7 protein-coding genes and 1 tRNA gene are annotated in these 14,811 nt (G+C 65.2%); 7 read left to right on the top strand and 1 reads right to left on the bottom strand.

Annotated features, from left to right (window positions below):
- Positions 1 to 23 precede the first annotated feature (23 nt).
- Entirely contained in the window at positions 24 to 5,594 is a 5,571-nt protein-coding gene (locus KFB96_RS23315; RefSeq protein ID WP_213456349.1) for an alpha-2-macroglobulin family protein, read from the top strand.
- A gap of 39 nt (positions 5,595 to 5,633) precedes the next feature.
- On the opposite strand, the gene KFB96_RS23320 is transcribed toward KFB96_RS23315, so the two are convergent.
- Positions 5,634 to 5,933, bottom strand: a complete 300-nt coding sequence (locus KFB96_RS23320) for a hypothetical protein (RefSeq protein ID WP_213456347.1) — start codon at positions 5,931 to 5,933, stop codon at positions 5,634 to 5,636.
- Between the two features lie 198 nt (positions 5,934 to 6,131).
- On the opposite strand from KFB96_RS23320, the gene ppdK reads away from it, so the two are divergent.
- The 6 genes from ppdK to KFB96_RS23350 all read left to right on the top strand — a co-directional run bounded on the left by ppdK (position 6,132) and on the right by KFB96_RS23350 (position 14,680).
- The gene (gene ppdK, locus KFB96_RS23325; protein WP_213456345.1) at positions 6,132 to 8,906 is read left to right on the top strand and encodes a pyruvate, phosphate dikinase; all 2,775 of its coding nucleotides are present in this window, start codon (positions 6,132 to 6,134) and stop codon (positions 8,904 to 8,906) included.
- Between the two features lie 295 nt (positions 8,907 to 9,201).
- Positions 9,202 to 9,285, top strand: a tRNA-Leu gene (locus tag KFB96_RS23330).
- Positions 9,286 to 9,300: 15 nt separating this feature from the next.
- Positions 9,301 to 10,794, top strand: coding sequence for a HAMP domain-containing sensor histidine kinase (locus tag KFB96_RS23335; protein WP_213456343.1), 1,494 nt, complete (start codon positions 9,301 to 9,303; stop codon positions 10,792 to 10,794).
- Positions 10,791 to 11,546 carry a hypothetical protein gene (locus tag KFB96_RS23340; RefSeq protein ID WP_213456341.1) on the top strand — a complete coding sequence of 252 codons (756 nt, stop codon included), beginning with the start codon at positions 10,791 to 10,793 and terminating at the stop codon, positions 11,544 to 11,546. Before KFB96_RS23335 ends, KFB96_RS23340 begins: the two co-directional genes overlap by 4 nt.
- The gene (locus KFB96_RS23345; protein WP_213456340.1) at positions 11,543 to 12,919 is read left to right on the top strand and encodes a sigma 54-interacting transcriptional regulator; all 1,377 of its coding nucleotides are present in this window, start codon (positions 11,543 to 11,545) and stop codon (positions 12,917 to 12,919) included. Before KFB96_RS23340 ends, KFB96_RS23345 begins: the two co-directional genes overlap by 4 nt.
- A gap of 867 nt (positions 12,920 to 13,786) precedes the next feature.
- On the top strand, positions 13,787 to 14,680 hold the full coding sequence (locus tag KFB96_RS23350; RefSeq protein WP_213456338.1) for a fibronectin type III domain-containing protein: 894 nt from the start codon (positions 13,787 to 13,789) through the stop codon (positions 14,678 to 14,680).
- Positions 14,681 to 14,811 lie beyond the last annotated feature (131 nt).

Here is a 14,811-nt window from a genome sequence, read left to right on the forward strand (position 1 = left end):
TCGGTGATCACAGGAGTGTCGTCATGCTCGTTTCCTCGCTTCGCTTGCCCGGGGGCCATTTGGCGGGTCCATTGACGGGTCTACTGGCGGGCCTGTTGGCCGCGTGCTTGTCGATGGGCTGGCCGACGCCGAGCGAAGCGGCCCAAGGGGTCGAGCGCAGCATCCTCCTGACACCGGGCATGGACTATTTCGGCGGGGATTACGAGACCCTGAAAGGGGTCGATCTCGAAGCCTGTCGCGACGCTTGTCTCGAGGACGGCCGCTGCTATGCCTTCACCTTCAACAGCAAGGCGGGCTGGTGTTTCCTCAAGGCGTCCGCCTCCGACGCGCGTCCCTTCCCGGATGCCGTTTCCGGACGGGTTCGGATCGGTCAGGCGGCCGTGTCGCCCCCGGATCTTGCCGCCACCCGCAGTGCGGAGCTGCGCTTTCTCCCGCGCGGCGAGCTGGATGCCGCCCGAAAGCTCGCGGCCCGCATCGCCGAGGCTCCGCCCCGCGATCAGCCGCTCGCGTCTTTGGCTGCCGAGGCCGGGCGGGCCGCCGCGAACAACCCCGAGCGCGCGGCGGACCTCTACGCCGCAGCCCTTCGACTTTCCCCCGACGACCGCAGCCTCTGGCTCGATCTCGCCCGCGCGACGATGGCCGCCACGCCCTCCGATTGGCAGGCGCGGCAAACCTTCAAGCGGGACGCGACCGCAGCGGCCGTCAACGCCTATCGGCGCTCCGCAGCGGTCGCCGAGCGCGCCGATGCCTTGGGAGTCCTCTCTCGAACACTCGCCGAGCGCGACGACTGGCGCCCGGCAATCCGCGCCCTGCGCGCCTCCCTCGCGTTGGTCGAGGACGCCTCCGTCCGCGCCGAATACGACAACATGATCGGCGAGCACGGCTTCCGGGTCACCGGACACGAGGTCGACTCGGACGCCGCGAGCCCCCGCATCTGTCTGCAGTTCAGCGACCCGTTGGCGCGCGACCGGGGCCAGCTCGCCGATTTCGTGCGGGTGACCGACCGCACCGATCTGCCGATCGAGGTCGAGGCCCGGCAGATCTGTATCGACGGCGTCGAGCACGGCGCGCGCTACCGTATCCAGGTCCGCGCCGGACTCCCGGCGGCGGACGGCGAGACGCTCGCCAAGACGTCGGATCTCGACATCTTCGTGCGCGATCGCGCGCCCATGGTCCGTTTCCTCGGGCGTGCCTATGTGCTGCCTGCGGGCGGCGATCCGGCGATCCCGGTCGTCTCGGTGAACACCGATCGGATCGACGCGGCGGTCTATCGCATCGGCGACCGCGCCCTGGGCTCGGCGGTCGCGAGCGGCCGGTTCCGCCAGCAGCTCTCCACCTGGGACGCGAACCAGATCGCCGATCGCTCCGGGGAGGCGATCTGGAACGGCCATATCGAGGTCAAGCCCCCGGCCGATACCCGGCTCAATCGCGAGGTCACCACCTCGGTGCCGGTCGGCGAGCTGGTCGAGGACCTGCGCCCCGGCGTCTACGCCATGACCGCCAGGCCCCACAACGCCATGCAGGAGCCCGAAGCGCTCGCGACCCAGTGGTTCCTGGTCTCGGATCTCGGGCTTGCGAGCTTCTCGGGCAACGACGGTCTGCACGCCCTGGTGCGCTCGCTCTCGAGCGCCGAGGCGGTCGCCGGCACGACGCTGCGCCTGGTCGCGCTCAACGACGACATCCTGGGCGAGGCGACCACCGACGCCGAGGGTCATGCCCGCTTCGAGCCCGGTCTGCTGCGCGGTTCCGGCGGCAACGCCCCTGCCATCCTGGTCGCCGAGGGTCCGGACGGCGACTACGGCTTTCTCGACCTCACCCAAACCCCCTTCGATCTGAGCGATCGCGGCGTCACGGGTCGGCCCGCGCCGCAGCCGCTCGATGTCTATCTGGTGACCGAGCGCGGCGCCTATCGTCCCGGCGAGACCGTCCAGCTCACCGCCCTGGTGCGCGATGCCAAGGCCGACGCCGTCCCGGATCTCCCGATCACCGTCATCTTCAAGCGCCCGGACGGCGTGGAGCACGGCCGTCTCCTGACGCAGGATCAGGGCCTCGGCGGTTATCGTGCGACGCTGGACCTAAGCCGCGTCGCCATGCGCGGGACCTGGCGCGCGGCCACCTACAGCGACCCCAAGGCCCCGCCCTTGGCCGAGGTCACCTTCCTGGTCGAGGACTTCGAGCCCGAGCGCCTCGCCTTCGAGCTGGAGAGTCCGGTCAAGACGCTGGACCCCGACGATCTGCCCGAGATCGCCTTGGACGCCCGCTTCCTCTTCGGTGCACCCGCCGCGGGTGTCGCCGTCGAGGGCGAGGTGCAGGTCAAACCCGCGCAGGGCCTCGCCGCGTTTCCCGGGTTTCGATTCGGTCTGGCGAGCGAGCCGGTCGAGCCGGTCGGCCAACCGCTCGCAACCACCCGAACCGACGACCAAGGCAAGGTCGAGATTGCACTGCAACTGCCCGATCTGCCGCCGACCAGCCGACCCCTCGAAGCGGATCTGCGCGTGCGTCTCATCGAGGGCAGCGGGCGCCCGGTCGAGCGCAGCCTGACCCTGCCGATCGCGACCCGCGCGCCCCGCATCGGTGTGAAGCCCCTGTTCGAGGACACGGTGGAGGAGGGCGGCAACGCCGGTTTCGAGATCATCCTGATCGATACCGCCGGCGATCCAAACGGCCAGCGCCGCTCGCCCGAAGGGTTACGTTGGACACTCTCCCGTCGAACTACCGACTTCCAATGGTACGAGTCGAACGGAAGCTGGAACTACGAGTCGGTCGTCTCGACCCAACGCGTCGCCTCGGGCACCCTGGAGCCGGGTCAGATCGACGCCCGGACCGCTGCCGCGCGCATCGAGGCGCGGGTCGAATGGGGCGGCTATCGTCTGCGTGTCGAAGGCCCGGACGGGACGGCCCTGCCCGCGGATCTCGACTTCGAGGCCGGCTGGTACGTCGCCCCGCGCGCGGTCGACACCCCGGATCTGCTCAAGGTCTCGCTCGACAAGGCCGAGTATCGGGTCGGCGAGACGCTCAAGGCGCGCATCGAGCCGCGCTTCCCCGGCGTGGCCTTGGTGATGGTGATCGACGACCGGCTGATCGAGATGCGCACCGTCGAGGTCCCGGAGGGCGGTGCGACCGTCGAGCTGCCCGTCACCCGTGCCTGGGGGCCGGGCGCCTATGTGACGGCCACGCTCTATCGGCCGATGGATCTGGAGGCCCGGCGCATGCCCGGACGCGCGATCGGGCTGGCCTGGGCCGGGGTGGATCCGGGCGAGCGCCGGCTCGATGTGACGCTCGGCCTTGATCCGGCCGCGGGCGTGATCCGCCCGCGCCAGCGGCTCGAGATCCCGATCCAGATCGGCAATGCCCCGGCCGGCGAGGCGGTCTACGTGACCCTGGCCGCGGTCGATCTCGGGATCCTGAACCTCACCCGTTATCAATCGCCTGCGCCGGACCGTTGGTATTTCGGTCAGCGCCGTCTCGGGATGGAGGTCCGCGACCTTTACGGTCAGCTCATCGACCGCATGCAGGGCGTGCCCGGTGTGGTCCGCTCCGGCGGCGACGGCGCCATGATCCGGCTCGAAGGCCCGCCGCCGACCGAGGATCTGGTCGCCTTCCAGTCCGAGATCGTCCGTCTCGACGCGCAAGGCCGGGCGACCGTCGCCTTCGACATCCCGGACTTCAACGGCACCTTGCGGGTCATGGCGATGGCCTGGTCCAAACAAGGCGTCGGCCACGCGGTCGAGGATCTCCTGGTGCGCGATCCGGTCGTCATGATGGCGAGCCTGCCGCGCTTCCTCGCGCCCGAGGACCGCTCGCGCCTGCTGCTCGAGCTTACCCACGTCGATGGTCCGGCGGGCGATGTCACCCTGACGGTCGCGAACGACGGCGGACATGTCCGCATCCCCGCCGACCAAACCGAGCGGACATTGACCTTGGCGCAGGGCGGACGCGCCGCCGTGCAGATCCCCATCGAAGCCATCTCGGTCGGCGACGAGACCCTTCGCCTGGTCCTGCGCACGCCCGACGGGCAGGCTTTGACCAAGACCCTGCGGATCCCGGTGCGATCCAATGCGCCCTTGGTCTCGCGCAACTCCGTCGTGGATCTGGCCCCGGGCGGGGAGCTGCGTCTGGACGCCTCGGCCTGGTCCGAGATGCTCCCCGGCACCGGAGCGCTCGCCGTCTCCATCACGGGCGCGGGGCCGCTGGACGTCGCCGGCCTGGTCACGGGCCTGGATCGCTACCCCTACGGCTGCACCGAGCAGCTCGTCAGCCGTGCCCTGCCGATGCTCTATCTCAACGAGGTCGCGACCGCCATCGGGCTCGGGACCGACGCCGAGATCCGCGAGCGGGTGCGCGAGGCGATCGGCGCGGTGCTGGCCAATCAGGCGTCGAACGGGAGCTTCGGACTCTGGGGTACGGGCGGCGACGACGGCTGGCTCGACGCCTACGTCGCGGACTTCCTCACCCGTGCACGCGAGCAAGGCCACGAGGTGCCGGATCGCGCCTTCGACATGGCACTCGACAACCTGCGCAACCGACTCGCCTATGTGTCTGACTTCACGAGCGGCGGCGAGGACATCGCCTATGCGCTCTATGTCCTCGCCCGCAACGGCCGCGCCGCCATCGGCGACCTGCGCTATTACGCCGAGACCAAGCTCGACGCCTTCTCCACATCCATGGCCAAGGCCCAGCTCGGTGCTGCGCTGGCCCTCATGGGCGACCGCCCGCGTGCCGATACGGTCTTCCGTGCCGCGGTCGAGATGCTGGAGGAGGGCGACGACGAGGGCGCCTGGCGCGCCGACTTCGGCTCCGACCTACGCGACGGCGCGGCGGTCCTGACCCTGGCCGCCGAGAGCGCGACCGGCGCGGTCGACCTGCAGGCCCTCGCCCGACGTCTGGAACAGGCCTGGGTCGACGCGAACGACACCAGCACGCAGGACGACGCCTGGCTGCTGCTCGCCGCCCGTGCCCTGATGCAGGGCGCCGACAAACCGCAACTGACACTCGCGGGTGAGCCTTGGAGCGGCCCCTGGTTCAGCCGACTCGGTGCCGACACCGCTGCGGCCCTGCCCCTGATCGTCGGGAACGCAGGTCAACGCCCGCTGGAGGCACTCGTCAGCGTCGGCGGCGTCCCGCTGACACCCGAGCCCGCCGGCGGCGACGGCTACCGAATCGAGCGCGCCTACTACGACCTGGACGGCCGCCGCATCGACCCCTCCGCCGTCACCCAAGGCGATCGCATGGTCGCCGTCATCACCGTCAGCGCAGACGCGCAGCGCCAAGCCCGACTCATCGTCGACGACCCGCTCCCCGCCGGCTTCGAGATCGACAACCCCAGTCTCATCAAGGTCGGCGACATCGCCGACATCGCCTGGCTGGGCCTGGAGGAGACCGCCGAGCATCTCGAATTCCGCGCCGACCGCTTCGTCGCCGCCGTCGACCGAGGCCCACGCTCGCCGACCCGCTTCCAGCTCGCCTATCGCCTGCGCGCCGTCTCGCCGGGCGTTTTTGCCCACCCGGCTGCGACGGTCGAGGACATGTACCGCCCGCAACGCCGGGCTTGGACCGAAACGGGGAGGGTCGAGGTCGCGCTGCCCGTGCGCTGAGAGGCGCTGCAGCCGTGATCGCCAATCCCCGCAAGCTCGTCAGCCGGGCATTCCGACGACAGCCACGTCGGGGGCTACTGATCGGACAGCCTCGGGGTCGCCCGACCAGCCCGGCACCAGCTGTGCCAGTACCCTGGTCGCAGCGGCATCGCTCCGCTCGAGCAGCGCCGCATCCAGGTCGGCAAGCGCCAGGGCCAAGACGGCAGCCCCCGGACCCTCGGCGCGGCGTGCGATTCTGATGCGCGGATTCGGTGTGTCCGTAAATTGAGGACGGGGGTCAGCTGCCCGCGCCAACGCCTCACGAAAAACGTAGGATGGGTAGAGCGAAGCGAAACCCATCGTTTTTCGGTTGTTCCCGAGAGCTGACAGCCACAGCCGAGAGCAGGCAGCAGAAAGCAGGCCCCGGCACCCCCCGCACGAAATTCCCCCGACCCAACCGCGAAGCTCTGCGACAATACGCCGGTTGCCGCGGCACGGGTCCGCGTGCTCGAGTCCAGACAACCCGCAACATAATGACGAGAGAGGTACATTCGAACAATGGCATCCCAAACCACCAAACACGTGTTCGCATTCGAAGAAGGGGACGGCAAGGACAAGAGATTGCTCGGGGGCAAGGGCGCCAATCTCTGCGAGATGACCCAGATGGGGCTCAACGTCCCGCCCGGGTTCGTGATCTCCACTGCGGCCTGCCTGGAATATCTCGACTCCCCCGATCATGCGCTGCCGGCCGGGCTGATGGATGCGGTGCACGCGCAGATGCGTGCCGTCGAGAAGAAGACCGCCAAGGGCTTCGGCGATCCGGAAAAGCCGCTGCTGGTCTCCGTCCGCTCGGGATCGGCTATGTCCATGCCCGGAATGATGGACACCATTCTGAATCTGGGTCTGAACGAGGAGACGCTGCAGGGCGAGATCCGCGCAACCGGCGATGCGCGCTTCGGCTACGACGCCTATCGTCGCTTCATTCAGCTCTTCGGCAAGGTCGCGCTCGGGGTGCCGGACGCCGCCTTCGACCATGAGCTCGACACGGTCAAGGAGGCGGCGCACGCCAAGCAGGACGTCGACCTCAGCGCGACCGATCTGAAAGAGGTCAGCGAGCGCTTCCTGAAGGTCGTCGAGTCCCATACCGGCCACCCCTTCCCGTCGGACCCTTACCGTCAATTGGAGATCGCCATCAAGGCGGTCTTCAACAGTTGGGGCGGCAAGCGCGCTGTCGACTACCGCAGGCAGTTTCACATCACGCCCGAGATGGCCAACGGCACCGCGGTCAACGTAGTCACCATGGTCTTCGGCAACCGCGGCGACGACTCCGCGACCGGTGTGGCCTTCACGCGCAACCCGGGCTCGGGCGAGAACAAGCTCTACGGCGAGTATCTGGTCAACGCCCAGGGCGAGGACGTGGTCGCCGGGATCCGCACGCCCAAGCCGATCTCGCGGCTGCGCGTGGAGATGCCCGAGATGGCCGCTCAGCTCGACATCCTGCGCGAGAAGCTCGAGACCCACTACCGCGAGGTGCAGGACTTCGAGTTCACCATCGAGCGCGGTCAGCTGTTCTGCCTGCAGACGCGCAACGGCAAGATGAACGCTGTCGCCATGGTGCGTACCTCGGTGGAGATGGAGCGCGAGGGCCTGATCGACAAGGAAGAGGCGCTGCTGCGCATCCAGCCCGATCTGCTCGAACAGATGCTCTTCCCGCGGCTGGATCCGACCGTCAAGGCCGAGTCGGTCGCACAGGGCCTGCCGGCATCGCCCGGCGCGGCATCGGGCATTGCGGTCTTCGATGCCGATCGCGCCGAGCAATTCGGTCACGAGCTCGGTCAAAAGGTCATCCTGGTTCGCGAGGAGACCAAGCCCGAGGACATCCATGGCTTTTTCGCGGCGGAAGGTATCCTCACCTCGCGCGGCGGCAAGACCTCGCATGCCGCCGTGGTCGCACGCGGCATGGGTAAGCCCTGTGTCGCCGGCGCGGAAGGCATCAGCGTGGATGTGAACCGGCGCGAGGCGCGGGTCGGCGTGACCAGCTTCAAGGAAGGCGACGTCATCACCATCGACGGCACCTCGGGCAAGGTCTACCTCGGCGCCATCCCGACCGTGGAACCCGATTTCACGCCCGAGCTCGACGTCCTGCTCGGCTGGTCGGACGAGGTGGCCCGGCTCAAGGTCATGGCCAACGCGGACACGCCCGAGGATGCCCGGCGCGCGCGCAAGTACGGCGCGGTCGGCATCGGCCTGGCGCGCACCGAGCGCATGTTCAACGATGTGGAGCGTCTGCCGGTCGTCATCGAGATGATCGTCGCCGAGACGCCGGAGACGCGCCAAGCGGCACTCGATAAGCTGCTGCCCCTGCAGCGCAAGGACTTCCGCGATCTGTTCGAGGTGATGGCACCGAATCCGGTCACCATTCGGTTGCTCGACCCGCCGATCCACGAGTTTCTGCCCGACGAGCATGTCCTCGAGCGCGAGCTGACGGATCTGCGCGTCCTCGCCCGCAGCGCCCGCGGCATGACGGTGCTGGCCGGGGCCATGGGACTTTTGCACTCGCCCGACAACGTCCGCCACGACATCGAGTCGCTTCGTCGCATGGTGGATCCGGCGATCGTCGAGGATGCCATCGCCAAGAAGGAGGCGATGCTGCGCAAGGTCCGTGCGCTCTACGAGACCAACCCCATGCTGGGTCATCGCGGCGTGCGTCTCGGGATCACCTTCCCGGAGATCTACCAGATGCAGATCCGGGCGATCCTGGAAGCGGCGGCGGAATGCACCAAGGCCGGCATCGAGGTCCATCCCCAGATCAAGGTGCCGCAGGTCTGCACCGCGCAGGAGCTGCGGTTGGTCAAGTCCTTCGTCGATGCCATCCACGACGAGGTCACCGAGACCTACGGCCAGCCGGTGAACTTCAAGTTCGGCACCATGATCGAGGTGGTGCGGGCCTGCATGCGCGCCGAGTCGCTCGCCGAGGAGGCCGAGTTCTTCTCCTTCGGCACCAACGACCTGACGCAGGCGACCTTCTCCTTCTCGCGCGAGGATGCCGAGAACAAGTTCCTGCCGCTCTACAACCAGTCCGGCATCCTGCAGGACAACCCCTTCGAGGTGTTGGACGTGAAGGGCGTGGGCAAGCTGATGCAGTTGGCCGTGGATTGGGGCCGCTCGGTCAAGCCCAACCTGCACGTCGGCATCTGCGGCGAGCACGGCGGCCATCCCGCCTCCATCGCCTTCTGTCATGATGCGGGGTTGGACTATGTCAGCTGCTCGGGTCCGCGTGTTCCGGTCGCCCGGCTCGCGGCGGCCCATGCGGCTCTGAAGGCTGCGCGATAGGGTAGGGGGTCGGTTGTCCGGCCAGGGATGGCCCTTCATTGCAGGAGAGCAGTCGTCCTCGCGGGCACGTCAGCACATCAACCGATGGAGGAGGGCGGATAGGCGTGCGCTACTTAGGAACGCGCTTCGCTGCCGTTGGAGACCCGAACGTCGTTTGACCCTTCTGCGTCGGCGGCGGCGAGCTGAGTATTTCAGACCGGCCGTACCCACGGCACCGCTCGGCCCGAACGCCGGAACGGCAGTCAACGCCTGTTTGTCGTATCTTGTATGATCGGATGTTCAATCGATCTCTCTTGCGCGGGTGGCGGAATTGGCAGACGTGCTGGATTCAGGATCCAGTCGAGGATTCCGCGGGGGGCGAGCTGCTTCCCGCGCACCACCGACGACCGAGTGGATGACACGACACCGCCGCTTCGACCTGAGGTTCTCGCTACTTCAGCTGGTCCTGATCGGATTCGCTGTCGTCACTTTGCCCCTCGGCTTGGCGCTCGCCACGGCCTGGGTTGCGGTCGATCACCTCGCGTCAAAGGGGCAAGATGCGGTGGTCGCCGCGGTCCGTGCAACCCGAGCAAGCCGAAATCTGATCGAGGAAATCACCGACGTCGAACGCCTTGCGCGTCAATACCACGTCTTGTCCGATCCGGCATTCCTCGAGTCATATGAGACCCAGCGCGAAAGCTTCTTGGCCCGCTTAGCCGATATTGCGGGTCTTGAGATGGGTCCGTCGGTTCGTGCCCAAGCACTTCAGCTCGAAGCGGCGTCAAAGGCGACATTCGCCGCTTTGGATAACGGTGAAACAAGCGCGGAGGCGAAGAAAACCGCATTGGAAAACTTCGTGCATCTCGATGAGCTCTCGCGCAACATCTATCGTGAAAGCGTGCGTGTCGTGGCACAAGAGGTCGAGGCGATGCAGCTCCAAGGATCGGATACCCGACAGCGACTCTTGTGGCAGGCATCCGCCAGCATCCCGGCGGCCTTATTGCTGACGTTCATCTTCACAATGCTGATTGCGCGACCGATGCGGCAACTCGATCAGGCCATTCGATCACTGGGTGACGGACGATTCGATCGTCCGATTCAGGTGTCGGGTCTAAGCGATCTTGCCGATCTTGGTCAACGTTTGAACTGGCTGCGGCTTCGCCTCATCGAGCTTGAGGAGCAAAAGACTTTTTTTCTTCACCATATCTCGCATGAGCTTAAAACACCGCTGACCAACATCGTCGAAGGGGCCGAGCTTTTGTCGCAGAATCATCTCGGACCACTCAAGCCCGAGCAGAATGAAATTCTGGACATTGTCCGTGTCAATAGCTTTCAGCTCCGGGGACTGATCGAAAACCTTCTCACCGCCAGCAGCGGCGCCGACGCAGCAGCCGTGACTGCTCCACGCCGCATTGACCTAAACGATCTGATTCGTAAGATAACCGATCGCCATAAGTTGCCGGCGCGCGCCAAAGAGATCGACCTCGAGCTGATCCTCAGCGGCGAGACCCTGTGGTCGGATAAGGAACGGCTCGGTACCATCCTCGATAACCTGTTGTCGAATGCGATTAAGTTCACTGCGGCACGGAGCCGTGTTCATATCGTCACCGGACACATCAAGAACGACGTCTATATCGAGGTTCGAGATGAAGGCAAAGGCATTCGGCCGGAAGATCACGAGAACGTTTTTGAGCGGTTTTTCCAAACGCCTTCGGCCGTCAACAGCCGCATCCGCGGAAGTGGCCTCGGTCTCTTCATCGCTCGTGAGTATGCCCGGGCCCTGGGTGGTCGCTTGCAGGTGATAAACTCCGATAAAGGAGCCTGCCTTCGCCTCCGCTTACCTCGCCGGAGATCTTATCGAGCCTCCGAAGCAGTCAACTCAGCCAAGACTTCCTCACAATCAACATGATCATCCGATACGGCCTTGGCAGCGATTGGCGGACCTGGCGACAATCCGTCGGTATCGTCGCAATCGCGGCGATCCTAACCCTCCTCGCCGCATGCACTCCGGGCGCCCTTTCTCGGGCGACCAACCCGTTGCCGGAGCCCGTTGATCTCAATCGCGTGTTAGGGACAGTCGCCTCTCTCCGACAGTCCGACCCATCCACCCTGCGCGATTCGGCCGCCGCGACGGACACCGATGACCCGTCGCAATTGCTGGGTTGGGCGCTGGTGATGACGATGCTCGGCGAGCCGTCCGACAAAGCGCGCGCGGCGGAGCTTTTTACGGCTTATCTCAATCATCCGATGCAAACGCCTGGATCGATCGCACTGGCGACGGTCATGCTGGATCAATTGCGGACCGAGGCCCGGCTGCGAAACAGACTCAGCGTGACCATTCGTCAGCGCGACGCTCTCGACGCACGCCTTGTGGCTTCACCCAAGCGCGGGCCGAAAGACGCGGATACGCGTGGGCAAGAGGATGCGGACAAGCTTACGCTTCAGGCAGTCATCCGCGAACGTGATGATGTCGCAGGGCAGCTTGAAGCGCTTAGGGCGAGCAAACAGCAACAACAGGTGCGTGACCACGCCCTGCGCGCAACGATCCGCGAGCGCGATGAGCTGACAACACAGTTGGAAGAGCTTAAAGAGATCGAGATGGAGATTCGTGACCGAAAACGCGATTCAAATCTCGAATCACCCGAGGATAATCTCAAGTGATCACCCCAACAAAGATCCTCTTGGTGGACGACGACGCCGATCTTCGCAAGCTGCTTTCCATCCGTCTCAAGACAGCAGGGCATGAGGTAAGAGCGGTCACCTGCGGCGAGGAGGCGCTCGCCGTGCTCGCGCACTACAAGCCGCGGCTGGTCGTCAGCGATCTGCGTATGGATGGCATGGATGGGCTTGAGCTGTTCGACTCCATCAGACGGGATTACCCGGGTCTGCCCGTGATCATTCTGACCGCTCACGGCAGCATTCCACATGCCGTGGATGCCACACAGCGCGGTGTCTTTGGGTTCATCACCAAGCCCTTTGACGGCAAGGAGCTCTTGGACCTCGTCGAGCGCGCGGCACGCCTTGGCGGCGCCGAAGAGGAACCCTCTTCACGGACCGAGGATTGGCGCGCAGACATCATCACGCGAAGCGCAGCCCTAGACGAAGTCCTGCGACAGGCTTACCTCGCGGCGGAGACCGACACGAACATCCTGATCCAAAGCGAGAGCGGGACAGGCAAGGAACTGCTGGCGCGAGCCGTCCATCGGGCCAGTCCGCGCTCCAGCCGCCCCTTCGTGGCGGTCAACTGTAGCGCCATCCCCGAGACGCTCTTGGAGTCGGAGCTCTTCGGTCACGCCAAGGGATCCTTTACGGGCGCCATTCAGAACCGCAAGGGACTGTTCGAGGAGGCCGACGGCGGTACCTTGTTTCTCGACGAGGTCGGCGACATGCCCCTCTCATTCCAAGCCAAGCTGCTGCGCGCCTTGCAGGAGGGCGAGGTTCGACCGGTCGGTGCGAACCGCTCGGTGAGCGTGGACGTTCGGGTCGTCTCGGCAACTCATCGCGACCTGGATCAGGCGATGGCAGACGGGCAGTTTCGCGCCGATCTCTATTATCGTCTCAACGTTGTTCGGTTGGAGTTGCCGCCCTTGCGGGAGCGGCCGGAAGACATCCCCTTGCTTGCGAACCGATTCCTCGGCGAAGCCAACTCTCGCAATAGGAGACAAGTCGAGGGCTTCGCGCCCGAAGCGATGCAGTCGATGATGTCGGCCTCCTGGCCGGGAAACGTGCGCCAACTTCAGAATCTCGTCGAGCAGGCCGCTGCGCTTTGCACGACCAGTATCGTTCCGGCGACCTTGGTTCAGCGCGCCCTGCGAAATGATCTCAGCGCTCTGCCCTCCCTGGCCGATGCGCGTGAGCGATTCGATCGCGAGTACCTCATCAATCTTCTTCGGATCACTGAAGGCAACGTCAGCAGCGCGGCGCGCATTGCCGGTCGACATCGTACGGAGTTTTACAAGCTCCTGCGCCGCTATCGTCTCGATTCTGCCTTGTTTCGCCCATCTCTCTCAACCGACGAGCCTCGCGACGGCTGATCGGCATCCGCACAGGACGACCACAACTCGTACAATGCTCGCCGACTCATCTCCGTGGAATCGAACCCCTGAGATGATGATCCCGGCTTTTCCACCGGCTTTTCGTGGACGCGGCGCCTGTCTGAGGCTGCTTCTTGATCCGGATGCGAAAAGACAAAGCTGTGGCTCGCGATCGAAATCGCCTGCAGCACGAAACCCAGCGTGTGTATACGGTTGGTGAAGGCGCTTGCCGCCTGCACACCTCTCGCCGATTTGCCTCCCTGCCTGCCTCTCCCGAACAAGACGCAATCCGCGTCTGACAACTCAGCGCCGCGACACTGTGGTCCGGCTCCGAACGTCCGGTGTCTCCAAACGACTACAATAAACCCTCATAGTTAACGGAGACTTGGGAATCTCATGCGCTTTCCTGTAGTCGATGAGCGACGCGCGGCTCGGTCTTAAACCCGCGCCTAATAGTTAAGTTGTTGTAATAAATACAAAAAAATAAGTGGCTCGAATTTCGCTTTAACAGGTGAAAAGCCTAAACAGCCGCTTGGCGGGAGCCACATCAGGGAGATAAACGTCGACCGTCGATATCGTCGTCAGATTTCCTAACCACTTCGGCCAGCCGCGCACGCCGAGCGAAGCCTGGCGCATCCTTCTGATTCGAGCATCCGAAGACTCTCGAATCAGGCATCCGTCAATCACGACCTATGCGGCGGTCAACTCGCCGACCGCCCGTGTTACGCCGGCTCTTCGGCCAAGCGCTCGATGAGGTCGGCGCAACTCGATCGAGGGTTCCCGACTTCCGAAGTTCACTTTCCTGCAGCTGAGCGCGCTCGTGGATGGCCCTTGTCGCCAGCAGTTTTCAACGATTTGGGGTTCGTCATGTCCATAGCCCGCTCACACTTCTGCGCCCGTGTCCGGTCGCGTCTTGAACAGCTGTTCATTGCCTTCGTAGGTATGCTTGCCTTCACCGGAAACGCTCTCGCGGGCAGTGCGACACTCGCCTGGAATGGGGTCTCGGCCGCATCAGGTTATCTCGTCTACTACGGCACGGCTTCGCGCGAGTATACGCAGATCCTAGACGCACGAGCCAACACCAGGGTGACCGTGAGCGGGCTGACCGACGGGGTCAGATACTATTATGCGGTGCGGGCCTATAGGGGCGCGGACACCAGCGACTACTCTCAAGAGGTGAGCGGTACGGTCGGCAGCTCGGACGACATCACAGCTCCCGCGGCCCCCTCCAGCCTGGCCTCGCTGGGGGCGTCCGCCTCGCGGGTCAATCTGGTCTGGCGCGACAACAGCAACAACGAGTCCGGGTTCCGCATCGAGCGGCGGATCGGAACGGGCGCTTGGTCGCAGATCGGTTCGGTCGGGGCAAACGTCATCACGTTTGCGAGTACCGGACTGAGATCTTCGACCACCTACAATTATCGCGTGCGCGCCCACAACGGGTCAGGCACGTCGGCCTACTCGAATACGGTGGCCGTCAGAACGGCCGCGCCCGCGGCGCCCTCGAATTTGGCGGCATCGGTGGCCTCCAGATCGCGGATCGACCTGCGCTGGCGCGACAACAGCAACAACGAGACCGGCTTCCGCATCGAGCGTCGCATCGGTACGGGCGCCTGGTCGCAGATCGCCACGGTCGGGCCCAACGTCACCGGCTTCGCCAGTACCGGCCTGAGGTCGCGAACCACCTACGGCTATCGCGTGCGGGCCTACAACGGCATCGGGACATCCGCATACTCGAACGTGGTGTCGGCGACGACCCGTTAGCCGAGGTCATCGATCTCCGACGGCGACGATTGCGCAGGCCGTGGGGTCTTGAATAGACAGGATACCCCCGGATGGCGCCAACGCCGTGGATGCCGGGGTTCGCTCTGCTTAGCCCAGGCAAAGCTCCTGAA

Origin of the sequence: Thiocapsa sp. (assembly GCF_018399035.1) — a bacterium.
Lineage (GTDB): Bacteria > Pseudomonadota > Gammaproteobacteria > Chromatiales > Chromatiaceae > Thiocapsa.